24 protein-coding genes and 1 other annotated feature are annotated in these 23,941 nt (G+C 56.7%); of the genes, 20 read left to right on the top strand and 4 right to left on the bottom strand.

Going from position 1 to position 23,941, the window contains the following annotated elements:
• Positions 1-66 precede the first annotated feature (66 nt).
• The 8 genes from KJQ12_RS00475 (at position 67) to KJQ12_RS00445 (ending at position 8,975) form a co-directional block, all read left to right on the top strand.
• Complete coding sequence (locus tag KJQ12_RS00475; protein ID WP_213483032.1) at positions 67-2,694, top strand: alpha-mannosidase; 2,628 nt, start codon at positions 67-69, stop codon at positions 2,692-2,694.
• On the top strand, positions 2,591-4,657 hold the full coding sequence (locus KJQ12_RS19470) for a Sip1-related alpha-galactosidase (RefSeq protein ID WP_244860330.1): 2,067 nt from the start codon (positions 2,591-2,593) through the stop codon (positions 4,655-4,657). Before KJQ12_RS00475 ends, KJQ12_RS19470 begins: the two co-directional genes overlap by 104 nt.
• Positions 4,654-6,042 carry a sedoheptulokinase gene (locus KJQ12_RS00470; protein ID WP_213483031.1) on the top strand — a complete coding sequence of 463 codons (1,389 nt, stop codon included), beginning with the start codon at positions 4,654-4,656 and terminating at the stop codon, positions 6,040-6,042. The genes KJQ12_RS19470 and KJQ12_RS00470 overlap by 4 nt, the downstream gene beginning before the upstream one ends.
• A 77-nt stretch (positions 6,043-6,119) precedes the next feature.
• Positions 6,120-7,022, top strand: a complete 903-nt coding sequence (locus KJQ12_RS00465) for an AraC family transcriptional regulator (protein ID WP_213483030.1) — start codon at positions 6,120-6,122, stop codon at positions 7,020-7,022.
• 144 nt (positions 7,023-7,166) lie between these two features.
• Positions 7,167-7,412 carry a helix-turn-helix domain-containing protein gene (locus tag KJQ12_RS00460; protein WP_015253126.1) on the top strand — a complete coding sequence of 82 codons (246 nt, stop codon included), beginning with the start codon at positions 7,167-7,169 and terminating at the stop codon, positions 7,410-7,412.
• Positions 7,412-7,930 carry a peptide deformylase gene (gene def / locus KJQ12_RS00455; RefSeq protein ID WP_213483029.1) on the top strand — a complete coding sequence of 173 codons (519 nt, stop codon included), beginning with the start codon at positions 7,412-7,414 and terminating at the stop codon, positions 7,928-7,930. The genes KJQ12_RS00460 and def overlap by 1 nt, the downstream gene beginning before the upstream one ends.
• A gap of 187 nt (positions 7,931-8,117) precedes the next feature.
• Positions 8,118-8,369, top strand: a complete 252-nt coding sequence (locus tag KJQ12_RS00450) for a hypothetical protein (RefSeq protein WP_213483028.1) — start codon at positions 8,118-8,120, stop codon at positions 8,367-8,369.
• 153 nt (positions 8,370-8,522) lie between these two features.
• Positions 8,523-8,975: a helix-turn-helix domain-containing protein gene (locus tag KJQ12_RS00445; RefSeq protein WP_213483027.1), complete on the top strand. Its 453-nt coding sequence runs from the start codon at positions 8,523-8,525 to the stop codon at positions 8,973-8,975.
• A 41-nt stretch (positions 8,976-9,016) separates the two neighbouring features.
• Here KJQ12_RS00445 and asd read toward each other — a convergent pair whose 3' ends face one another.
• Positions 9,017-10,102, bottom strand: a complete 1,086-nt coding sequence (gene asd, locus KJQ12_RS00440) for an aspartate-semialdehyde dehydrogenase (protein WP_213483026.1) — start codon at positions 10,100-10,102, stop codon at positions 9,017-9,019.
• A gap of 94 nt (positions 10,103-10,196) precedes the next feature.
• Positions 10,197-10,464: a binding site (T-box leader), on the bottom strand.
• Positions 10,465-10,841: 377 nt separating this feature from the next.
• On the opposite strand from asd, the gene KJQ12_RS00435 reads away from it, so the two are divergent.
• From KJQ12_RS00435 to KJQ12_RS00395, 9 genes are all read left to right on the top strand, one after another.
• The gene (locus KJQ12_RS00435; protein WP_213483025.1) at positions 10,842-12,071 is read left to right on the top strand and encodes a Fic family protein; all 1,230 of its coding nucleotides are present in this window, start codon (positions 10,842-10,844) and stop codon (positions 12,069-12,071) included.
• Positions 12,072-12,270: 199 nt separating this feature from the next.
• A complete protein-coding gene (locus KJQ12_RS00430; protein WP_213483024.1) occupies positions 12,271-13,419 on the top strand; it encodes a GntR family transcriptional regulator in 1,149 nt (382 codons plus the stop codon).
• 25 nt (positions 13,420-13,444) lie between these two features.
• A complete protein-coding gene (locus tag KJQ12_RS00425) occupies positions 13,445-14,578 on the top strand; it encodes an extracellular solute-binding protein (RefSeq protein WP_213483023.1) in 1,134 nt (377 codons plus the stop codon).
• A gap of 86 nt (positions 14,579-14,664) precedes the next feature.
• Positions 14,665-15,693, top strand: a complete 1,029-nt coding sequence (locus KJQ12_RS00420) for an ABC transporter ATP-binding protein (RefSeq protein WP_041853723.1) — start codon at positions 14,665-14,667, stop codon at positions 15,691-15,693.
• Positions 15,690-17,405 carry an ABC transporter permease gene (locus KJQ12_RS00415; RefSeq protein ID WP_015253119.1) on the top strand — a complete coding sequence of 572 codons (1,716 nt, stop codon included), beginning with the start codon at positions 15,690-15,692 and terminating at the stop codon, positions 17,403-17,405. The genes KJQ12_RS00420 and KJQ12_RS00415 overlap by 4 nt, the downstream gene beginning before the upstream one ends.
• A 59-nt stretch (positions 17,406-17,464) precedes the next feature.
• A complete protein-coding gene (locus KJQ12_RS00410; RefSeq protein WP_213483022.1) occupies positions 17,465-18,241 on the top strand; it encodes an endonuclease/exonuclease/phosphatase family protein in 777 nt (258 codons plus the stop codon).
• Between the two features lie 31 nt (positions 18,242-18,272).
• On the top strand, positions 18,273-19,019 hold the full coding sequence (locus KJQ12_RS00405; RefSeq protein WP_213483021.1) for an MgtC/SapB family protein: 747 nt from the start codon (positions 18,273-18,275) through the stop codon (positions 19,017-19,019).
• Positions 19,020-19,122: 103 nt separating this feature from the next.
• Positions 19,123-19,512, top strand: coding sequence for a hypothetical protein (locus KJQ12_RS00400; RefSeq protein ID WP_041853722.1), 390 nt, complete (start codon positions 19,123-19,125; stop codon positions 19,510-19,512).
• A gap of 240 nt (positions 19,513-19,752) precedes the next feature.
• Positions 19,753-20,175 (top strand): VOC family protein, encoded by a 423-nt coding sequence (locus KJQ12_RS00395; RefSeq protein WP_213483020.1) that lies wholly within the window; start codon positions 19,753-19,755, stop codon positions 20,173-20,175.
• Between the two features lie 62 nt (positions 20,176-20,237).
• Here the strand turns inward: KJQ12_RS00395 and KJQ12_RS00390 are convergent, their stop codons facing one another.
• Positions 20,238-20,462 carry a hypothetical protein gene (locus tag KJQ12_RS00390; RefSeq protein ID WP_015253114.1) on the bottom strand — a complete coding sequence of 75 codons (225 nt, stop codon included), beginning with the start codon at positions 20,460-20,462 and terminating at the stop codon, positions 20,238-20,240.
• A gap of 50 nt (positions 20,463-20,512) precedes the next feature.
• Between KJQ12_RS00390 and KJQ12_RS00385 the strand changes: the two genes are divergently transcribed.
• From KJQ12_RS00385 to KJQ12_RS00375, 3 genes are all read left to right on the top strand, one after another.
• Positions 20,513-20,767: a GNAT family N-acetyltransferase gene (locus tag KJQ12_RS00385; RefSeq protein WP_332306840.1), complete on the top strand. Its 255-nt coding sequence runs from the start codon at positions 20,513-20,515 to the stop codon at positions 20,765-20,767.
• Between the two features lie 175 nt (positions 20,768-20,942).
• On the top strand, positions 20,943-21,524 hold the full coding sequence (locus KJQ12_RS00380) for a TetR/AcrR family transcriptional regulator (RefSeq protein ID WP_213483019.1): 582 nt from the start codon (positions 20,943-20,945) through the stop codon (positions 21,522-21,524).
• A gap of 109 nt (positions 21,525-21,633) precedes the next feature.
• Positions 21,634-22,509 (top strand): NAD(P)-dependent oxidoreductase, encoded by an 876-nt coding sequence (locus KJQ12_RS00375; protein WP_213483018.1) that lies wholly within the window; start codon positions 21,634-21,636, stop codon positions 22,507-22,509.
• A 64-nt stretch (positions 22,510-22,573) separates the two neighbouring features.
• Here KJQ12_RS00375 and KJQ12_RS00370 read toward each other — a convergent pair whose 3' ends face one another.
• Positions 22,574-23,377, bottom strand: coding sequence for a class I SAM-dependent methyltransferase (locus KJQ12_RS00370; RefSeq protein ID WP_213483017.1), 804 nt, complete (start codon positions 23,375-23,377; stop codon positions 22,574-22,576).
• Between the two features lie 109 nt (positions 23,378-23,486).
• Positions 23,487-23,912: an NUDIX domain-containing protein gene (locus tag KJQ12_RS00365; protein ID WP_213483016.1), complete on the bottom strand. Its 426-nt coding sequence runs from the start codon at positions 23,910-23,912 to the stop codon at positions 23,487-23,489.
• Between the last annotated feature and the right edge of the window lie 29 nt (positions 23,913-23,941).

Raw genomic sequence — 23,941 nt, 5'->3', positions numbered from 1 at the left:
CTGCTAGTTGAGGACTCCCTATGAAGCTGGCTTCAAAACGAAATTATGCAAAAGGCTCGGTTGTACATGATCGGGAACGCGCATCTGGACCCGGTCTGGCTGTGGCAGTGGCAGGAAGGCTTTCAGGAGGCGAAGGCGACGTTCCGATCCGCGCTGGACCGGATGAAGGAATACGACGATTTTATTTTCACCTCCAGCTCGGCGGCGATGTACGAATGGGTGGAGCGGAGCGATCCGGCCATGTTCGAGGAGATCCGGCAGCGGGTGAAGGAAGGCCGCTGGGTCATCGTCGGCGGCTGGTGGATCCAGCCGGACTGCAACATCCCGGGCGGCGAGTCGTTCGTCCGGCAGGGATTGTACGGGCAGCGCTACTTCAAGGAGAAGTTCGGTGTCATCGCGAAGGTGGGCTACAACGTCGACAGCTTCGGTCATAACGGAATGCTGCCGCAGATTTTGAAGAAGAGCGGCATGGACTATTACGTCATGATGCGCCCGATGCCGAACGAGAAAGGGCTGCCGGGCCGGCTGTTCCGGTGGCGTTCCGACGACGGCTCCGAGGTGTTGACGTTCCGGATCATGTACGAATATTTGTCGTGGGGCAAAGATCTGGAGAACCATGTGCGGCGCGTGCTGGGCGAGTTCAGGGAACCGCTGAACGATCTGATGTTCTTCTACGGCGTGGGCAATCACGGCGGCGGTCCGACGAAGGAAAACATCGAGAGCATCAAACGCTTGAGCGGCCGGGAGGACCTGCCGAAGCTGGTGTTCGCCGCGCCGGACCATTATTTCCGCGACACGGAGAACAAGGGCCTTCAGCTCCCGGTCGTCCACGGCGATCTGCAGCACCACGCCAGCGGCTGCTATGCCGCGCATTCGGGGATCAAGCAGTGGAATCGGCGCGCGGAGAACAAGCTCATGGCGGCAGAAAAATTCTCCGCCCTCGCGTACTGGCTCACGGGACAGCCGTACCCCGCGGCCGAGCTGAAGCAGGCGTGGAAAAACGTGCTGTTCAACCAGTTCCACGACATTCTGGCGGGCACGAGCATCGAGCCGGCTTACGAGGATGCGCTGTATCTGTACGGCGAGGCGATGGCGATCGGCGATCGGGCACTGAACTACGCGATCCAGTCGCTCTCGTGGCGGATCGGCATCGAGCAGGACGAGTCGATGCTGCCGATCGTCGTCTTCAACCCGCACGCCTGGGCGAGCCGGGTGAATGTCGAGCTGGAGGTCGGCGGGATCAAGCCGAACGCGGTGCTGCTGGACGATCAGGGGCGGCCCGTGCCGTTCCAGACCGTCAAATCGCTGGCCGCCGCGAGGGGCCGCTACCGGCTCAGCTTCATGGCCGACCTGCCGCCCATGGGGTATCGCGTGTACAAGCTCGTCAAGGAATCGGAATCGATCCGGCCGGTCGGCGAGCCGATCCAGGCGGGCGACCATTATATGGAGAACGACCGTTTCCGCCTGGAATTCGATCCGGAGAGCGGATGGATCAAGCGGCTGTATGACAAGAAGGTCGGACATGAAGTGTTCCAGGGCGCCGGCGCGCGTCCGGTTGTCATCGCGGACACGTCCGACACGTGGAGCCATGATGTGCTGCATTTCCACAACGCGGTCGGGGAGTTCAAGGCGGTGAAGGTCCGCCGCGTGGAGCACGGCCCGGTGAAGTCGACGATCCGGGTCGTCAGCGAGTACGGCAAATCCCGCCTGATCCAGGACTTCTCGATGTATCCGGACCGCGACCAGATCGATGTGAAGGTAACGGTCGACTGGCGCGAGCAGTTCAAGATGCTGAAGCTCATCTTCCCGATGAACGTCGTGTTCAGCACGCATACGTATGAAATCCCGTACGGTACGATCGAGCGGGAATCGAACGGCGAAGAAGAACCGGGACAGAGCTGGGTCGACTATACCGGGCTCGTGCCGGGCATCAACAAAATCTACGGCTTCAGCCTGATGAACGACGCGAAATACAGTTACAGCATCCGCAACAAGGAGCTGGCGCTGACGGTGCTGCGCAGTCCGATCTACGCGCATCACATTCCGTACGAGCCGAATCCGGACGAGGAATATGCGTTCATCGACCAGGGCATCCAGCAGTTCCATTACGCCATGCTGCCGCATGAAGGCACCTGGGTCGACGCGCAGACGGTGCGCAGGGCGGCGGAGCTGAACTGCCGGCCGATCGCGCTCGCGGAGACGTACCATGAAGGGCCGCTGCCGCAGACGGATGCCTTCGTGGAAGTGAGCCGCGATAATGTGATCGTCAGCGCGATCAAGAAGGCGGAGGACAACGACGACCTGATCATCCAATGTTACGAATCCGCGAAGAAGGCGACCGACGCGGAGATCCTCCTGCCGAAATGGAACCGGACGATCAAGGCTTCCTTCCGGCCGGGGAAATCAAGACGTTCCGGGTGCCGAACAACGCGGAGCTTCCGGTCCGGGAGACGAATCTGCTGGAATGGGACGAAGTCTGAGCAGCGGAGGCATCCACATGTTTACCTATCTAGACAGCCGTGCGCGCGATTCCGGTTCCGTCGCGATCGCGTGGGGCGGCAACACGGTATTGCGCGGCATCGGCGTTTCGGTGCGGCTCGAAGGCGGGGAGCGCCGGAAGCTGGCCCTGCACAGGGTCGAACGGCAGGAAGGCGCCGCCTGTGCCGAATATGTGCACGTCTATCAAGACGATGAAGAGGCGAAGGAAGCCGTCGTCCGCCTGACGCTGCGCTGCTGCCCGGAGGGGGTGGCGGCGTTCGTCGAGGGCGAGATCGTCCGCAGCAACGATTTCGGGGACCGTCGCGCCTTGTCCCCGGATGACGGGCTGCTCATTCATATCGGCGCGCTGGATGAACTGCAAGGCGTGCTCGCCAACTACCAGCATAAGGATTGGTGGACGCGGCCGCATTTTGATTCGGATTTGCGCGCGCTACCCGAGCGGACGGTGTCCTTGCTGTGGCGCACCCCGTCGGCGTACTTTCAGCTTCTGCCGGTCACCGGCCCGGCGTACCGCGCCGATCTGCAGGCGGATGGCCGGGCGGGCGGCCTCGCGGTCCGCATCTTCTCCGGTCAAGGCGGCATGACCTCCTGCCGCACGCTGGCGTTCGTTCTCGGCGGCGGGGAGAACCCGTATCTCCTGCCGGAGCGGAACGTCACGCTCGCCCTGCGGCATCTGAACGGCCAGACGCTTCCGCGCAACGCGAAGGTGTATCCCGAGATTCTGGACTATCTCGGCTGGTGCAGCTGGGACGCGTTCTATCACGAGGTGGACGAGAAGGGACTGCTCGCCAAGGCGGAAGAATTGCAGCGCCTCGGGCTTCCCGTGCGCTGGGTGATGATCGACGACGGCTGGTCGGAAGTCCGCGATCGCAAGCTGTACGGCATGGATGCCGATCCGGCGAAATTTCCCCGCGGCCTCGCGCATACGATTGAAGCGCTCAAGCGGCAATACGGCATTCGCTGGGTCGGCGTCTGGCATACGATCGCCGGCTATTGGGACGGCATCCATCCCGACAGTGAGATGGCGCGCGAATTGCGGGAGTATCTGTTTACGACGCGCCGCGGCAACGTCATGCCGTATCCGGATGCCGGCCGGGGGTTCGGTTTCTGGCACGCGTGGCACGGGTATTTGGCGCGCCAGGGGGTCGATTTTGTCAAGGTGGACAGCCAGAGCGCCGTGCACAACTTCCTGCGTCACCACTTGCCGGTCGGCCAGGCGGCCTCCGCGGCGCACACGGCGTTGGAGGCATCGGCGGCGCTGCACTTCGACCGCACGATCATCAACTGCATGGGGATGTCCGCGGAGAACATCTGGCATCGCCCCGTGTCCGCGGTGTCGCGCAACAGCGACGACTTCGTGCCGCAGGAAAGGCACGGATTCAGGGAACATGCACTGCAGAACGCCTACAACTCCTACTACCACGGCGCGTGGTACTGGGGCGATTGGGACATGTTCTGGACGGAAAATCACGACGATGTACAGAACATGGTGCTTCGGGCGGTCAGCGGCGGTCCCGTTTATTTCAGCGATGCGCTTGGTAGAACCGACCCGGCCAGGGTCTGGCCGCTTATCTTCCGTGACGGCAAGATCATTCGCTGCGACCGGACGGCCAATCCCACGCCGGACTGCCTGATGCGCAGTCCGATCTCTGAACCGCTGCCGCTGAAGCTGTGGAATAAGGCGGGCAGAGCGGGGGTGGTCGCCGCTTTCCATATCTGCGAGGCGCAGACGGACGTGCAGGGCGCGATATCGCTGGACGATGTTCCGGACATGACCGCGGATTCGGCGTGGGTATATGAGCACTTCTCCCGCACGGCCGTGCGGCTCGCGCGCGGGCAATCGCTGCCGTTCGCGTTGCAAGCCGAGCAATGCAGGCTGTTCCTGCTCGTCCCCGATCGCGGTGCGGTGACGCCGATCGGCCTCGCGGACAAGCTCGTCTCTAGCGCAGCGGTAGAACGGCAATGGGAGGAAGGGAAGTCGTGCATGGTTCGGCTGCGGGAAGGCGGCACGTTCATCTTCGCGGCCGATCAGCCTCCGTCATCGGTGCGGGCGAACGGCGAGACGTTGAAGTGGTCCCCTTCGGCGTGCCCCTCGCTCTATGAGGCGGATTGCTCGCACCTGCACGGCGCGGTTACACTGGAAATTGTACGGGCATGAAAGGCGGGATCGGCGTGATCGTCATCGGGCTGGACATCGGCACAACCTCGATCTGCGGCGCGGCGTTGGAGGTGCCGGGCGGCCGGCTGCTGCGGTCGGTCACCCGGCCCAACAACGCATGGCTGCAGGCCGACGGGGTGAGAGCGGAACAGGACCCTGATCGAATCTTGCTAACCGTTCGGGAAATGCTTCAAGAACTGACCGCGCAATATCCGGTTGCGGCCGGGATCGGCATCACCGGGCAGATGCACGGCATGTTGTACGTGGACCGGTCGGGCAGAGCCGTCAGTCCGCTGTATACCTGGCAGGATCGGCGCGGCCTCGAGCCGGCCGATGATCGCGGGACATATGTGGAATGGCTGGAACGCGAAACCGGCCGCCCGATTGCGGCGGGATTCGGCCTGGTGACGCACGCGGTGCTCGCCCGGCAGGGGAACGTGCCGGATCAGGCGGCGGCCCTTTGCACGATTGCCGATTATGCGGCGATGCGGCTAGGGGGCGGACGCGTTCCGGTCATGAATCCTTCCATGGCGGCGAGCCTCGGTTTCTTCGATGTGGAACACGGGCGCTTCGATACGAAAGCGTTGAACGCCGTCGGGCTCGGCGAGCAGATGCTGCCGCAGGTGGTCGCGTCAGCGACGCGTGTGGGCGCAACCGGACAGGGCATTCCGGTCTTTCACGCGATCGGCGACAATCAGGCGAGTTTTCTCGGTTCCGTCCATGACCCGGAGCAATCCGTGCTGATCAATATCGGCACGGGCGGGCAGATGACCGCGTACACCGGCCGGTATTGCGCGATTGAAGGGTTGGAGACCCGGCCTTATCCGGGCGGCGGATATTTGCTCGTCGGCGCCTCCCTCTCCGGCGGCAAATCGTATGCGATGCTGGAGACGTTTTTCCGAAGCGTGCTCGAATGGTTCGGGGACGGGAGGGACGTTCCGCCGCTGTACGGGAAAATGGAGGAACTGCTCGACCGCTTCCTTCCTTTGGCGCGTCCGCTGCAAGTCTCCACCCGGTTTTACGGCACCCGCACGGAACCTGAACAGACCGGTTCCATCACGGGAATCGGGCCGGACAACTTCACCCCCGCGCATCTGGTGTCGGGATTCCTGGAAGGCATGGCGGAAGAGCTGTTCGACTTCTACAAGCGGCTTCCCGAAGCGATGCGCGGCCGGATGCGGCAACTTGTCGGTTCGGGCAACGCGATCCGGCACAACCGGCATTTGCGGCGCATCTGCGAAGAGCGGTTCGGCATGCCGCTTTCCATTCCGCGCGTAGCGGAAGAAGCGTCGGTCGGGGCTGCCCTGCATGCGGCAGTCGGGCTGGGCGTCTTGAAGGACCACCGGTCCGCGGGTCAATGCTTGACATACGGCTATGGCGAATGATGCATGACTTTGCAACTCGAATCAAACATGCGATAACCGCCGGTGATACGATCAGGGTGAAAGGAGGGAAGGCTTCCATGTACGAGTGGAACGAGATGGTGCAGCGGATGGTGGATTGGCTGGAGGAGCATTTGACGGAAAACCCGGTCCTGCTCAAGATGTCGGAGCAGCTCGGGTACTCGCCCTACTATTGCTCCAGGCAGTTCAATCAGTACACCGGAATGACCCTGCGCGACTACGTCTGGACCCGCCGGATCAGCCGTGCCGCCCTGGAGCTCCGCGACACGGACCAGCGGGTGCTGGACATCGCCGTCAAGTATGGGTTCTCGTCGCAGGAGGCGTTCACGAGGGCTTTTCACAAGGCTTTCGGGATGACGCCCGCGGCTTACCGGAAAACGCCCCGCCCCATCCCGCTCTCGATTCGTCAGGAGGTGTTCTCGCCTTATCACTATTGGATCAAGGAGCGGAATCGCATGAGTGAAGTTCGGGTGAAGCCGGTGGAGATCAAGGTGGAGTTCATTCCGGCGCACAAGTTCATCGGAATCTGGGATATCGGCGCCGCGGACTACATGAGCTTCTGGAACAACGGGCATTCGTGTGACGAAGTGTGCGGCACGCTGGAGAGCATGTCCAATCACGTCCTCCCCGGGCAATTGGCGCAGACGGCGGGATGGTTTTACCGGAACGGGAAGAAAGGATACCTGTACGGCATTCCCGTCCCGCTCGAATACGACGGCCCCGTCCCGGAAGGCATGGAATGCCGGGTCATCCCGGAATCGGAGTATCTGGTCTTCCATCACCCGCCCTTCGACTACCTGAAAGACAACGGCGCGGTGATGAAGGCGATCGAGGATACGGCGTGGAACTATGATCCCAAAGCGAAGGGTTATGCATGGGATGAGGAGACGAAGCAGGACTACCAGCGCCATTTCCCTGAAGGTTACGGGTATGCCGTCCTGCGGCCGGTGCGGAAGGTGTAATCGGGAGGAAGCCGCCCCGCTGCGGGCGGCCTTCCGCTCTTATGGAGACATTTCCTCGAGCAGTTGTTTTTTTTCTTGAAAAAAATTAAGTGTTGATTTAAAATTTTAAGCATTACTTAATACTCCGGAATGGCGGTGCGGCGCATGCTGGTGTGGATGTTGCGACAGGTGATGGCGGGGAAAGGGATTTGGACGGGGGCCGCATTGCAAAGATTGCTGAAAGAAAAGGCGAATTACCGTATTTCCGCACCTGCCATCAGTGCATTGCTGAAGAATCAGCCCAGGCATATGAAAGCCGAAACGCTTGACGCGCTTTGTACGGCGCTGGAATGTACGCCCAACGACTTGTGGGTTTATATTCCTCCCGAGACGGCCAAGGAGGCACAATAATGACAGTGAAACAAATATTGCCTTTCGGGGATCCCCTGTTGAGAAAAAAGGCAAAGCCGGTTACGGACATGAACGAGAGAACCTTCAAGCTCTTGAACGATATGGCCGAAACCTTATATGCCGCGAAAGGTGCAGGTCTCGCGGCCCCGCAAGTCGGCGTGCTTCGTAGAATCGCAGTCATGGACTGCGGCGAAGGACTGATCGAGCTCATCAATCCGGAAATCATCGAAATGGAGGGCGAGCAGACAGGGCCCGAAGCGTGCTTGTCGTTCCCGGGATATTACGGGATTGTGAAGCGGGCGCAGCGCGTGAAGGTGAAGAGTCTGAATCGGAAGGGCGAGACCGTCATCATGGAAGGGGAAGGCTATCTGGCGCGATGCATGCAGCACGAAATTGACCATTTGAACGGCGTGTTGTTTGTCGATCATGTTCGGGACAGATGGCTTTACCATGAAGAGACGAACCATAAGGCAGATCTGCTGGAAGTTGTCAAACTGACCAATCGCGAGCTTGTATAGGCGAAGCCGCCCTGTCGGAGGCGCGCTTCTTTTGTTTCCGTATAAGGCATTTCCACAGCCGGACGCCGCTTTAAGCGAATGCAACCTGAGGTTGCGCGGCGGTGCAACCAACGCGTTCTTTTCATTTTCCTGGCGGCAACTCTAGAATGGACTTGCGAACGACGAATGATGGAGGAGTGGTGGGGAATTGACCCGTAAGGTGACCAAGGACGGCAAGCAGCTGGCGACGCGGTTGAAGTTCTTTTTTGACATGCTGTTCATGGCGGCGGTTGTGCTTTTCGTAATCAAAATCGGCGTCCTGCTGCTGAACAAAGCGGCATCGTTGGATATCGCGCTCCCGGGCGGGACATTTTTGTGGAACTTCGGGCCCTTGATGGCGGCGGCCGTTGCGGTGGTCGGCTCGAAAATGCTCAAGGACCGGGACAAATTCACCGGATGACGCAAGGAGAAGGGGCTAAGCGACGGTCTGGCCGCTCCACCGGGGCGGCTTTCGCTTTTTACAAACGGATTATTCCGCGCTCTTCCGCGCCCTTTTCATTTGCGCGCGTTGACTCTAGAATGAATGTATCAACCACGGGAAGGCAGTGTGGGTATGACCTTCGGAGAGAAATTGAAGGCAGAGAGAATGAAAAAAGGCTGGACGCAGGATGATCTGGCCGAGAAGCTGTATGTGAGCAGACAGTCCGTTTCAAAGTGGGAAAACGGCGCGAATTATCCGAACATTGAAATTTTGATCAAGATCAGCGACCTGTTCGGGTTGACGATCGACGAATTGCTGAGAAGCGACGAGGAATTGACCCGGAAGGTGATCAAGGACGGCAAGCAGCTCGCATATCCGCGGTTGAAGTTCTTTTTTGACATCGTGTTCATGGCCGGGGTTGTGCTTCTCGTAATCAAACTCGGCGTCCTGCTGCTGAACAAAGCGGCGGGGCTGGATATTGCGCTCCCGGGCGGGACGTTCCTGTGGAATTTCGGTTCCCTCATTCTGATGGTTGCCGCAGGGATTGGTTCGGGCATCCTCAAGGACAAGTACAAGGAGGATTGAATAAGCAAAGGCCATTTCCCGGAGGAAACGGCCTTTGAACATTATTTGGGCTGGATATACCCTTCGGCTTTCAGCAGTTCGGCGATGAGGACGGCGCCCCCGGCCGCTCCGCGCAGCGTGTTGTGCGACAACCCGACGAACTTGTAGTCGAACAGGGTATCTTCGCGCAGCCGTCCGGCGGAAATGCCCATGCCGCCTTCAAGGTCGCGGTCGAGCTTCGTCTGCGGACGGTCGTTCTCTTCGAAGTACGTGATGAACTGCTTCGGCGCGCTCGGCAGGCCCAGTTCCTGCGGACGGCCCCGGTACGCGCGCCAGGCTTCCAGAATCTGCTCCTTGGACGGCTTGCGCTCGAACGAGACGAGGACGGTCGCGAGGTGGCCGTCCGTCACGGGAACGCGAATGCAATGCGCCGTGATGAGGGGCGAGTCCGCCTTGACGATTTCGCCGTTCTCCACGCGGCCCCAGATGCGCAGCGGCTCCTGCTCGCTCTTCTCTTCCTCGCCGCCGATGTACGGGATGACGTTGTCCACCATCTCCGGCCATTCGGCAAAGCTCTTGCCGGCCCCGGAGATCGCCTGATAGGTGGAGACGACGACCTTGGTCGGCTTGAACGCCTGCAGCGCGTGCAGCTGCGGCACGTAGCTCTGAATGGAACAGTTCGGTTTGGCCACGATAAAGCCGGTCGAGGTGCCGAGCCGCTTGCGCTGGGCCGCGATCACATCGAGATGGGCGTGGTTGATCTCGGGAATGATCATCGGCACGTCCGGCGTCCAGCGATGCGCCGAGTTGTTGGACACGACCGGCGTCCCCGTCTTCGCGTATGCTTCCTCCAGCGCTTTGATTTCTTCTTTCTTCATGTCCACGGCGCAGAAAATGAAATCGACGCCGGCAGCCACTTCTTCCACCTTCGACGCATCCTGCACCACGATGTTCTTCACTTGTTCCGGAATCGGGGTGGACATTTTCCAGCGATTGCGCACGGCTTCCTCGTATGTCTTGCCTGCCGAACTGCTGCTGGCCGCAATGGCCGTCACTTCAAACCAGGGGTGGTTGTCGAGCAGCTGCACGAACCGCTGACCGACCATCCCCGTACCTCCGACAATGCCCGCTTTGAGTTTGCTTGCCATCGATCCCTCAACTCCCTCTATAATTAATAATCATTGGATACCGCATTGTTCCTGGCGCCTTCGGGCAAACAAAAATCCCGCCCCAAGTCTTCGTCTCTGGGGCGAGATGTCGTTCCCGCGGTACCACCCGGATTCGCCGGTTTGTCGCCAAACCGGCCTCTTCGAGTACGCCGCTGCATCCCAAGCGCAAGCGGTTATACTCTAGCTCTGTAACAGGAGCACCTGGCACACCATCCTCCGGCATCGGATTCCGATGTGCTGCTCGGAGTCTTTCTTCAACAAAGACGCTTTGCTCCTTTCCAGCTGCCGGAGCTCTCTGGTAAAGCGCACCCTTTGTCTACTCGTCTCGTCATCGCATTTGAATATGAGCATTTTCTCTGAGTTTATCAAAAAAACTCGGGTGTTGACAACACTTCCGGCATGGTGAGATTGAAATTCCCGTTGTAATCATTCGTTTGTCGGAACAGAGGTATATTTAGCCCCTAGCCAAGTCAAAGCTGTTAACACTTTGAGAATCGAGGTGTTAACGCATGTTTGTCGTTTGTCCTTCATGCAAGAGAAAAGTAAAAATCAAGAACAACGGCAACGGACGATGTGTCTGTGGTGCGCATATCAAAGTGTTGGGCTAAGTTCTGCTGGTTTCCAAGTATAAAAAAACCATGATTTTCTCACATAGATATAGACATTGTTAGTGCAATGTGCAAAAATACTGGTAATATAATGGATGTGGGTGGTCCTTATGAGGCACTTGCACAAAATATTTCACGAAAACAGCACTCCTGTCTTTAATCGAGTGTATGAAGAGAGGATCAGCTTCCACTCAACCATTAAACTTGGCCTGCATATCAAACCAATGGGTCAGGGCAATACATATGAATTGTATTATGTGCCCACCAACAGGATGCTAAAAATGATCAGTGAGCTTTTCATCATATCGAAGGAGCTTGATTCAAGATACAGGGAACTCCCAAACATTGCACGGAAGCAGTTTATTATTGAATGTATTGCGGAGGAGCTGTACAACACAAATGAGCTGGAAGGAATAAGAAGCACCAGGGAGGAAATTGTCAGAAGCACCAAAGATACATTATTCAACAGGAAATCAAAAAAGAGATTTGAAAGTATGATCTCATCATACTTTCGCCTGCTGGATTTGGATGATATTGCGTATCCCCGCACTTCAAAGGATGTAAGAAAAATATATGACAATATAACAGGAGGGGAAATTGATCCTCAGGATCTGCCCGATGGCGAGGTGTTCAGGAAAGGAATCGCTTACGTATTAAAACAATCGGGAACCGGTAAAGTTGTCCACCAAGGAGTTTTTCCGGAAACCAAAATTATAAACTTGATTGACAAACTGCTGCAATTTATGAATGATGAACAACTTGATATTCCAAATGTCATTAAAGTCGCGGTAGGGCATTATTATTTTGGTTATATTCATCCCTTTTACGATGGGAACGGAAGAACAGCCCGGTTTATCAGCAGCATGTATTTAGCCAAAGATCTGGGTAATATTTCCTCTCTAGCGCTCTCCAGAGGATGCAATAAATATAAATCGAAGTACCTTGAGGCTTTTGAGATCTCAAACAGTATCAGAAGCAGAGGTGAGATGAACAGTTTCATTGAAACTTTTCTGGAAATCATGATTGATGAGCTTAAAGCGATGAACGCAGAACTTAAAGAAAAGAGTTATTTATTGGACATTGCGGCCCAAAAAATAAACAGCGATACAAGTTTGAGTCATCTGCCCAAAGTGTTCAGAGATTTCATGTTCGTCATGGCTCAGAATTATTTCTTTGATTCCAGCAGCGGATTAACTGTAGCGGAACTGTCAAATATACTGGGCAAGTCGCCGGCGACCGTCAGAAAAATGGCCAAATATTTGCTCGATTTATCGCTTGTTGAACAAAAAGGAGAAAGGCCCGCATATTACGGTATTGCACCCAAATACTTTGAACAATGACGGTATAAGGGAGCGCTCTTCCACGAGCCTCCCTTTTATCATGGCCTGCAGACAAGTTGTTAAAATAAACCAGTATAAACAAGACAATAAAATACCATTGAATATGTCAGTGACATAACTTATGGTTTATATCAGCTTAAGCTAATGGTATATACCATCAATCGGGCTTGGCCGGCCCAAACCAGAGGAATGTCCGGACATGAGTAATAACAGCAAGCCCAAAAAGCAGCTTTATTTGCAGATCGCCGACAAAGTTCTGGAGATCATCGAGAGCAGGGGGCTCAAAGCTCACGATCCGGTGCCGTCCGAAGGCGAACTTGCGAAGTTGTTCGGCGTCAGCCGAATGACGAGCAAATTGGCGCTGGAACAGCTTGTCGAGCGAGGGATTGTATATCGTTTGCCGCGCAGAGGGACATTTCTGTCCGGAACACGGCAAGAAGATCGTGCACGGACGACAGAGATACCTGCACAACCCCCCGCCGACAAGAAAGAGAACAAAATGATTGCGCTCATCGTCCCCCACATGACCGACTATACGTCAAGAATCATTTCGGCGGTCGAGCACGAGGTGCGCAAACACGGGTACGACCTGATTTTAAGAATCAGCAAGGACGAAGAGGATCAGGGGCGGTGCTTGCAAACGCTTGCCGAAATGGGCGTCAGCGGCATCATCTTGTTCCCGCTGGGAAGCAAATCCTGCAGCAACCAAGTGTTCAAACTGAAAATGGAGAAAATTCCGAGCGTGATCATCGACCGGGTGTTCTACGAGATTCCGATCGATTGCGTCTATCACGACCATTTTCAGGGCTCTTATGATATGGCGAAGTATCTGATTTCCAAGGGACATCGGGAAATCGGATTCTCGTCCAACGTCATCGAGAACATCACCAGCCGCGGGGAACGGTACCAGGGGTACATTCAAGCTTTGCTGGACCACGGGATTCCGGTGAAAAGCGAGTACATTCACTTCCGGACGTCGAGCATCAAACCGGGCCACGTTCACCAGTATGACGCCGAGCAGGGAGAGTTCATCCGGAACAATCCCGACATGACGGCGGTCATGTGTGCGGATGACCAGGTCGCCATTGCCACCTTGTTTTCCGCGCTTCACATGAACATCTCTGTTCCGGAAACTTTGTCAATCGTCGGTTTCTCGGATACTTATCTGTCGGCGCTCACGCCCGTGCCGCTCACCACCGTCCGCCAGGACACGGACAAGCTTGCGGCGGCAGCCGTCGAGCTGCTGATGAAGCGTGTCCGTCAGTCGAAAGAGCAGCACATTACGGTAAAAATTCAGACCCAAATCATCGAGAGAAAATCGGTATTGGATCGAAGCGTTTCGCCATGACTACAAGAAGCGGGGTTGATCAGAAATGTCGAGAATGATGAAAACGTTGGTACTTCTGGTGCTGACTTGCCTGGTGATTACGGCTTGCGGAGGCGGCAACAACAACGGCAACAGCGGAAGCGGCAGCGAAACGAACAGCGGCAGCAACAGCGGAAACGAAAACACCGCGGGGTCGGGCAACGGCGACAGCGGCGAAGTCAAAAATGAAAAACTGATCGTCTACACGAACTCCAACTCCGACGGCCGCGGCGAATGGTGGATCGAACAGGCCAAGCAAGCCGGCTTCGATATCGAGATCGTCGGAGCGGGCGGCGCCGATCTGACCAACCGCCTGATTGCGGAGAAGAACAATCCGATCGCGGACGTCGTGTTCGGTCTGAACAACATTTTCTACGAAAATCTGAAAAAAGAAGGCGTCCTCACGGAATACGTGCCTTCGTGGGCGCCGGAAGTCTGGGAGAACCTGAACGATCCGGAAGGCTACTATCACGCTCTGGTCAAGCAGGCGATCATGATCGGCTACAACGAAGCCGAGTACACGCCGGAGACGGCGCCGAAATCGTGGCAGGATCTGTACACCAACGAAGCGTTCAAGGGCAAATATGAAGCGCCGACCAATCTGACTCGGGCGACGTCGCGGCTTGTTGTGGCGGGCATCCTGATGCCGTACATCGACGAAAACGGCGACCTCGGCATTTCCGAAGAAGGCTGGAACGAGCTGAAGAAGCTGTACGACAACGGACAGCCGATGGTGGAAGGCGAAGACCTGTACGCCAACATGGCTGCCGGCAAGATCGGAATCGGCACCGTCGTGTCCGGCGAGAAGTTCAAGCGGGAAGCAGAATACGGTGTCAAAGTCGGCGTTGTCGGTCCGGAAGGCGGCGTCCCGATGGTCGTCGAGCATATCGCGATCGTGAACGGCACCAAGAAGCTGGATACGGCACAACGTTTTGTCGAATGGTTCGGTTCCGCCGAAATGCAAGGCAAGTTCGCCGCGGAATTCAGCGCCATGCCGGTCATTCCGGAAGCGGCTGATCAAGCGCCGGACCACATCAAGCAGCTGTTCGGCAACATGAAGGCGCAGCCGCTCAACTGGTCGTTCATTGCCGAGCATATCGACCTCTGGGCAGAGAAAATCGAACTGCAGATCATCAACTGAACCAGCGTCAATCGGGAACTGCATGGCTCTCGTCCAGGCTATGCAGTTCTCTCTCTTACAATTTAAGCCAAAGCATGGTGAGCGCATTGATCACATTTAAAGATATCCAGATTCATTTCGGATCGTTCCATGCCATCAAGAACTTCAATCTGGAAATCAAGGAAGGCGAGTTCTTCACGTTTCTGGGGCCGTCCGGCTGCGGGAAAACGACGATTCTTCGCACGCTGGCGGGGTTCATTTCCCCTTCGGGCGGGAACATCTTCCTGAAGGACAAAGACATTACGCATGTCCCGATCGAGAAGCGCGGCATCGGCATGGTGTTCCAGAACTACGCGCTGTTTCCGACCATGACCGTGTACGAGAACATTGCCTTCGGCATGAAGGTCAAGAAGGCGGCCAGATCGGCAATCGACGCGGATGTGCGCGATATCGCCCGCAAGGTCGACCTGAAGGAAGAGCAGCTGTTCAAGAAGGTGTCCGAACTGTCGGGCGGACAGCAGCAGCGGGTGGCCATTGCCCGGGCGCTCGTCCTGAAACCGTCCATTCTGGCGCTGGATGAACCGCTTTCCAATCTGGATGCGAAATTGCGCGTACAGCTGCGGAACGAACTGAAAGAGCTGCAGAAACAGTTCGGCATCACCACCATCTACGTCACGCACGATCAGGAAGAAGCGCTGACGCTGTCCGATCGGATTGCGGTGTTCAACAGCGGCAATCTTGAACAGGTCGGCACGCCTTACGAAATCTATAATCACTCCAGAACGGAGTTTGTATGCAATTTCATCGGCGACATCAACAAGATTGACCCGGAGCTGATCGAGAGCAGTCCGTTGAAAGCGCATGTGCCGCCCGGCAAAGTCGCTTATATCCGGAATGAAAAAGTGAATCTGACGCCGATCCCGGGCGACGATGTCGTGCGCCTGAAGGCCAAAATCGTCGATCGCGAATATTACGGGTTGTACAGCAAGTATGTATTGGAGATGGGCGGCGGTAGCCGGATGAAAACGATCGAGAAGGAAAACGGGCAGATCGGATTCGAAGTCGGCACGGAAACCGATGTATATATCAGGCTCGCGGATATTATGCAATACGATCGGACGGAGCGAGGAAATTGAATGTACAAACATTGAAAAACAAGTTCGGGTCGATAAATTACGGGCAACTTCTGCTCTTTGTGCTCATCGCCTGGTTCATCATCGCGTTTCTCATTTTTCCGAATCTGAATGTTTACCAAGAGATCTTCTTCAAGAACGGCAGCTTCTCGCTGGATGCCGTGGAAAAGCTGTTGTCCTCCAAGCGCGCCATGAACAGCTTGACCAACAGCTTCATTCTGGCCGTGTCCCTGATGATCACGGTCAATGTGGTCGGCATCGCGCTGGTGCTGCTGACCGAATATTTCGATATCAAGGGCGCCAAAATTTTGAAACTCGGCTTCTTCACGACTTTGCTGTATCACGGGGTCGTTGTGGCGTCGAGCTACAAGTTTGCTTACGGTGAGAATGGACTCGTCACCAACGTGCTGGCCAACCTGTTCCCGTCCATGGACCGGGGATGGTTTCACGGTTATTGGGCCGTGCTGTTCGTCATGACGTTCGCCTGCACATCGAACCATATCCTGTTCCTGGGCAATGCGATCCGCAAGGTCGACTATCAGACCGTCGAAGCTGCCAGAGGGATGGGGGCCGGCGCTTTCTATATTTTGTGGCGCGTGGTGCTTCCCGTACTGAAACCGACGATCTTCGCGCTGACGATCCTGACGTTCCTGACGGGACTCGGCGCCATGTCGGCTCCGCTCATTCTGGGCGGGCCGGAATTCCAGACGATCGCGCCCATGATCCTGACGTTCTCCAAGAGCCAGACGTCCAAGGATCTGGCGGCACTCCTCGCGCTCGTGCTGGGGCTCGCCACGATCATCCTGCTGACGATCATGATTCAGTTTGAGAAACGCGGCAATTACATGTCCGTTTCCAAAGTGAAATCCGCGCTCGTCAAACAGAAGATCAACAACAAGTTCGCCAATGTCGTCGTGCATATCATCGGCTACGTGCTGTTCCTGATTTATATCACGCCGGTCGCGCTGATCTTGCTGTTCTCGTTCACCGATGCCAAGAGCATCTCGACGTCGACCATCACCTGGGACAGCTTCACGCTGGAAAATTACGCCCGGCTGTTCACCTCGATGAGCGCGCTGAAACCGTATCTGGTCAGCGTTCTGTATGCCGCGGCGGGATCAATCGGCGTCGTGGCCCTCGCGCTGTACGCGTCGAGAATTTTGCATAAGTACAAAAACAGCAAGCTTGCGCTGGCGCTGGAATATTCCTTGCTGATTCCGTGGATTCTGCCGAGCACGCTGATCGCGATCGGTCTTGTGATGGCGTTCAACATCCCCCGTCTCATCGTCGGGAACACGGTGCTGACCGGGACGCACTGGATCGTCATTCTGGGTTATGTCATCATCCACATTCCGTTTACGATGCGCATGGTGAAGGCCTCGTTCTTCAGCCTGGACAACAACCTGGAGGATGCCGCGCGGAACATGGGCGCAAGACCGTTCTATACGTTCCGCAGGGTGCTGCTGCCCATCGTGCTGCCGTCAACGCTGGCCGTCCTTGCGCTGAACTTCATTAAAATTTTGGACGATTACGATCTGACGGTCTTCCTGTATCACCCCGTGTACCAGACGCTGGGGGTTGTCATCAAGAACAGTACGGACGCGGAAGCGGGCATTATCGCCCGTGCCATGACGCTCGTCTACTCGGTCGTGCTGATGGTCATGTCCGGCATTACGATGTACTTCGTTTACGGCAGAGGCAGCAAGGAAAAGTAAACCGATCCGAAATTGATTCCGAACATCCGATACAGACAAACGCGGAGTGGAGGCACCTCATGCAATTAAAAATCATGTCGTTCAACCTGAGAGTCAACGTGGCGTCCGACGGGGACAATGCCTGGCCGAACCGTACGAAGGCGGTTGCCGAGACGATCAAGAAGCATGATCCGGACATCATCGGCGTTCAGGAAGGGCTTCACGGCATGCTTGCGGACCTGGAGCCGCTGCTGCCGGAATACACCTGGGTCGGCGAAGGGCGGGACGGCGGAACCGAAGGCGAATATACCGCGATTTTCTACAAGAAGAGCAAGTGGGAAATGGTCCGGTCGGGGAACTTCAGCTTGTCCGAGAATCCGGAGCAGCTCGGGGTGATGAGCTGGAACACTTCCCACACGCGCATGTGCACCTGGGCGGCGTTCAAGTCGAGCGCGGGCGATCAATTCGCCATGTTCAACACGCATCTGGACCATGTCAGCGAAGAAGCGCAGCGGAAGGGCATGCAGCTGATTCGGGAGCGGATGCGGAATCTGCGCGAACAGACCGGTCTTCCGATCGCCTTGACGGGCGATTTCAACGTGACGCCGGAACACGCCGCCGTAACGGGACTGGTGCAGGAAGGCTATCAAAGTGTTTATTCCGTTCTGCAAGCGGCAAACCGGGATGTCGGGGGGACGGTCCACCACTTTAAGGGCGGCGACACCGGTGAAACGATCGACTACATCTTTCTGACCCCGGATTGGCAGGTCCAATCGGTCGTGATCGACCGGGGGCTATATGAAGGACGGTATCCGTCCGATCATTATCCGGTCATTGCCGAGGTGTCGCTGAAGTAGAATCATTGGGTCGTAAGGAGGTGGCTCTGCCATGAAGGTGATTGAAACCGGTCTGTGGGATATTTCCTACGTGGACTCATCGCTGCGGATTTTGCTTTCGCTGGTGCTGGGCGGTCTGATTGGACTGGAACGCGAGTGGCACAACCATGCAGCCGGTCTTCGCACGCACATTCTGGTATGTGTCGGAGCCACGATGATCATGTTGCTGTCCATTTACGGATTCGGCGACTTCGCGAGCGAATTCAATGTCCGCATGGACCCGGCGCGTCTGGCGGCACAAGTCGTGTCCGGCATCGGGTTCCTTGGCGCAGGCGCCATCATCCGCAACGGTTTGAGCATCTCGGGGCTTACGACCGCCGCTTCCATCTGGGTGGTGGCGGCGATCGGCCTGTGTGTGGGAGCGGGCTTTTTTTATGAAGCGGTGCTGGTCACGGTGCTGGTCATCCTCATCCTGCTGGTGCTGAACCGGCTTGAGAAAAGCCTCCACAGCAAGCGCAGCCGAAACGAAATCACGTTGCGGATCACCCGCGCGGAAGGGAGCGTCGCGCAAATCACGGATCTGATCGAGAAGGAAGGGCTTCTGATTGTGAGCATGTCGCTGGAAGCCCCCGGTGACGATCAGGATGAGGACGACATCCGGACGCTCCGGATCAAGCTGCACAAGCCGCGCACCCGCAATCTGCTTCATGTGTGCGACAAGCTGCTGGCGCTCGATTTCGTGCAATCCTTCGAAACCGCCGGGGTGCTGAAATCGCAGCAGTCTCATGCCGGGATGTAAAGAGGATATTTAAACCAGAGTGTTGTATAATAAGAGCGGCATTTAAATTTTCAAATGGCCGAGCATGGAAATGTTCCGGATTGCGGGTAAAGGAAGTGAGAAGATGCAGCATTATGGCAAGTGGCTCATCCGTATCGCGGCCGTATACGCGTTGATCGGCGCAATGATCGGATCGGATTTGGCCGGGAGGAAAGATTATACGATGGTGCCGGGTCACGCTCACATCCTGGTGGTCGGGTGGCTGAGTCTTTTTGCTTATGGTATTTTCTACCATATTTTTAAGGAAATCGGCATGAAGCGGACGGCCAAACTGCAAGCCTGGTCCAGTCTGATCGGCGGCGGACTGATGCCGCTCAGCATGCTGATCTACTACAAGATCGAAAACACGTTCACCACGCTGCTGTTTATTGTGACGGCGTCCGTCCTGCTCCTGGCCATCATTCTGTTCGCAGTGCTGGTGTTCTTCGACAAGAAAATCTTTGCCCGCAGTTAAAAGGCTGGCACCAAGACGAAAAGCAATGTGCGTAAGGTCCCCGGGGGACAGGCACATTGCTTTTCCGTTTTCGGACGAGTTGGAGCAACTTGCGGGGAAGCCGCGGTCGATGCAGGACGAGATCCAGCGGAAGACCAAATGGCGGGAAGGAAACGCCATCCATTTGTTGAATGGATTAGGAACACGGGAATTTCGGCGATTTGCCGCTCGTGCAGAATAGCCGGAGAGGACTGATGCTGCGTGATACCTCGGCTGACGGTCATCACGATCGGAGTTGACGATCTGGAGCGATCCCTCAAATTCTACAGGGATGGGCTCGGGTTTCCGACGGAAGGCATTGTGGGACAAGAATTTGAGCATGGCGCTGTCGCATTCTTTGATCTGGAAGGCGGTCTGCGGCTGGCCATTTTCGAACGGAAAAATCTCGCGCTTGATGCGAACGTCAAGCAGACGCAGCCCAACCCTGCCGAGTTCACGCTGGGTCATAATGTGAGCAGCAAGGAGGAAGTGGATCGGGTCATGGAAGAGGCCGAAAAAGCCGGTGCCGTGATTACCGTTCCGGCACGCGATACCTTCTGGGGAGGGTATGCCGGCTGTTTTCAGGACCCTGACGGTCATGTGTGGGAAGTCGTCTGGAATCCGGCATGGAATTCGGAAGCATGATCTGCTCTCGGCGGAAATGAAACCTGTGCCAAGGCATATGCCCTGGCACAGGTTTGCTCCGGTTAACCCCCCAACCCCAGGTACTGGTCAATGAAATCCTGGATATCCTGTTTCGTGGAGATGGGCGTTCCGAGCGGGATGCTGAACAGCCTGGTCTGTTGTTCCTCGTACAGGGCGTCGATAATTTCGTCGACGTTCGATTCGTCCACGCCCTCGATGCCGGCAAGCGTGAAGGTTTTCAGCTCCGGGCGTTCCAGACCGTTGCTCAGATAGTGGACAATGGCCATTACATATTCACTGGTGTTGAGGTCATCGATGATGGCCTGAAGCTGGGCCGCTGTCCTCGGCGTCGGGTCATGGGCTGCTCGTCGACCCGAGGGCCCGCGGATTGGGATTGGGCAAACGCCTCGTGGACGAGTGCGTCCGGTTCGCAAGGCGCAAGGGCTACAAGAAACTCGTGCTGTGGACCAACCACGTGCTTGTACAGGCGAGAAACATCTATCAGAAGGCCGGCTTCGTGTTGGTCAAACAGGAACCGCACCGCAGCTTCGGCCCCGAGTTGATCGGGGAGACGTGGGAGCTCTCGCTGTGACGGTCGCCGGACGCTGACATTTTCGTGCAGGGAATGCACGGCCAAGTAAACTGTGACTTGAGCGGCCTTGGTCCTGAACATTGCGGGACTCAGGCCGCTTCTTGACAGCGTGAGGATAAAGCAGTATGGTTTATTTTGCAACGATCATTTCAAAAAGGGGTCAGGAGGTGAATCTTTGCGCCCCAAAGCGTTTGATCCGGACGATATCATCGATGCAGCCATGAAAGTTTTTTGGCAGCGCGGTTATTCCGCGACCTCGATTCAAGATTTGGAGGAAGGCACCGAACTGGGGCGAAGCAGTATTTATAACGCCTTCGGCAGCAAACACGAACTGTATGAGCGTTCGCTTCGCCGGTATCAGGAGCTCAAGGCGGAGAAAATTGCGGTGCTGTCCGGCCCGGGCCCGGTCAGAGAGCGCATCAGGCGTCTGTTGATGGATGTCGTCGACGAAGAGCTCAGCGAAGAAAAAGGGCTGGGATGCATGACCGCCAGCGCGGCCTTGGAGCTTGCCAGCCATGATCCGTCGATAGCCGCCATTGTGGCGCAAAATTTGAATGACCTGGAATCGGCTTTATACGAAGCGTTGTCGCGTGCCCGGGAAACCGGCGAAATCGCTGCAGACCGGGATATTCGCGCGCTGTCCCGCTTCATTTTGAACACGGTACAAGGGATGCGAGTATTGAGCAAAGGATATCTCGGACATGACCGTCGGCAGCTTCTGCAAGATGTCGTGGATGTCGCCATCAAAGTGCTTTGAGCAGCCCGTATTTCCTTTCAGTTCGAAAACCTGCACAGCCATGCAGGCATTTTTTTGCAGAGTTTTGTAACGAACGTTACAGAATCATACCCAAGAGGAGGTTTGCAACATGTCAAACGCAGAAACGAAATTGTATCACAAAACGATCGCCGTACTTGGCACCGGCATCATGGGCGCACCCGTGGCGCGGAATTTGCGGAAGCATGGTTTCTCCGTGCGCGTGTGGAATCGTACGCGCGCCAAGGCGGAGACGCTGGCATCGGCCGGATTGGATGTGGCGGATTCGCCGCGTGAAGCTGTGGAAGGAGCGGATATCGTCATCACGATGCTGAAGGATGGGGCGGCCGTGCTGGATGTCATGGAAAGCGCCGCATCCGGCTTGTCCGGCGGTGCGGTCTGGATTCAGATGAGCACGGTCGGCGTCAGCGCGATCGAGGAATTGGCCGGCTTCGCCAAGCAGCACGGGCTCAGGTTGTATGACGCGCCCGTCCAGGGCTCCCGTCAGCCGGCGGAACAGGGGCAGCTTGTCGTCATCGCATCCGGCCCGGCCGAAGATCGGGACACCGTGCAGCCGGTGTTTGACGCGATCGGCAAACGGACCGTTTGGGTGTCGGATCAGATCGGGGCCGCCAGCCGTCTCAAACTTGCGCTGAACAGCTGGGTGTTCGCGCTGACGCATGGCGCCGCGGAAAGTCTGGCGATCGCCAAGGGACTCGGCGTCGACCCCGCGCTGGTGGCGGACATCGTGAAAGGCGGACCGCTGGACAGCGCGTTCTTTCAGTCCAAAGCGGCTTCGATCCTTGCGGACGATTACACGGCCAGTTTTTCGATCGCGAATGCGTTCAAAGACGCCCAACTGGTGATGGAGGCCGTCGAACAGGCGGGTCTCACCGCGGATGTTGCGGCTGCCGGACTGCAGCGGTTCCGGCGCGCGATCGAAGCCGGTCATCAGGACAAAGACATGGCCGCATCCGCATTGGTCTGAGCAGATACGGCAGCCCAATAAACAAGAGGCCATCCCGCCTGGGGTGGCCTTTCTTGCCTTCAAGTCAGACCTTCCGGGCTTTCACCGAGAAGAGCAGCGGCGGGTGGTGGTTCCCCTTCAGCCGCCATCGCCCTTGCTCGTCCTGCGTCATGAGCCCGGGGTACATGTTGAACACCGTGAACGGGAACTCATGCAGAAATTCCAGCGACAGTCCCGCCCCGATCAGCGCGCCGACAATCTCGGACAGCGTATGCTGCCACTGATAGGTCACGGGGTGCGCCAACGGATCGTCATCTCCCGTATAGGTGACGTCCGATACATATTGGCGTGTCTCGGTATTGAAATAGGAATCCGCGATCTTCAGCTCGCCGTCCACCGGTTCAAACATGAACGTCACCGGATGAAACTCCGCCATGTAGAAGATGCCCCCGGGTTTCAGGGACGTGCTGATCAGATCCGCCCAACCGTCCAAATCCGGCAGCCAGCACAGCACGCCGTATGACGTATAGACGATGTCGAACTGCTCTCCGCCCAGCACTTCCTTGGCATCGTAGATGTCCGAGCACAGAAAACGCGCGTCAAGCCCGAGCCGGTCATTGAGCGACCTGGCCAGCGCGATCGCCTTTTCCGAGAAATCGATCCCGGTCACGCGGGCGCCCAGCCTGGCCCAGTTGAGCGTATCCAGGCCGAAATGGCACTGCAGATGAAGCAGGGTGCGCCCGGCCACATCGCCCAGTTCCTCCTGATCCAACCCGATCCGGGGCGCGTCATCCGCCAGAAAGGCATCCACGTCATAGAACTTCGATTTCGCATGAATCTCCGTCCGGTCGTTCCAGTTGAGCCGGTTGAGGTCCCGGTATTGACGCATGATCATCCCCGCCTTTCAACAAGTCACCGATCATCGCATTGCAACGTTGATTCGACTATACAACGATGATGACGTCAAAGAAATGATAAATTACAGATTTAGCTGAATTTTACCAACGCGAGATCAGGACATTCGCAACGATGCGCCTGACTTCCGGCAGCAAAGAATCATACCGCGAATCCCCGAGTTCCTGCCGGCCTACCCACGCATATTCCGTGTGCTCATCGTTCAACCGGAAGCTGCGGATGTCGCCGTTTCCCGGTCTGATCAGATAGGTGAACATGACTCTGTAGAAATCCCCCGACGCCTTTCGTCCCTTGAACGCCCGCACATGCAGCTCTTCGATAGAGTCAACTTCAAGGTTCGTCTCCTCCCGGACTTCCCGGATGACCGCCTCCTTCGGGGTCTCCTCATATTTCGCCTTGCCGGCCGGCACATACCACGCGCCATTGTCCGCTCTTTTCGCAAGCAGAACCTTGCCTTCATGCACAATAATCGCTTCCACGGCGATCCGATAGTCGGGGTACGGGTTCATGGGCGTCACACCTTTATATCGGTTTAAAC

The organism is Thermobacillus xylanilyticus, from assembly GCF_907165215.1.
Taxonomy (GTDB): Bacteria; Bacillota; Bacilli; order Paenibacillales; family Paenibacillaceae; genus Thermobacillus; species Thermobacillus xylanilyticus.
Note: the sequence above shows the minus strand (reverse complement) of the source record. Positions and strands in the feature narration are given on the sequence as shown.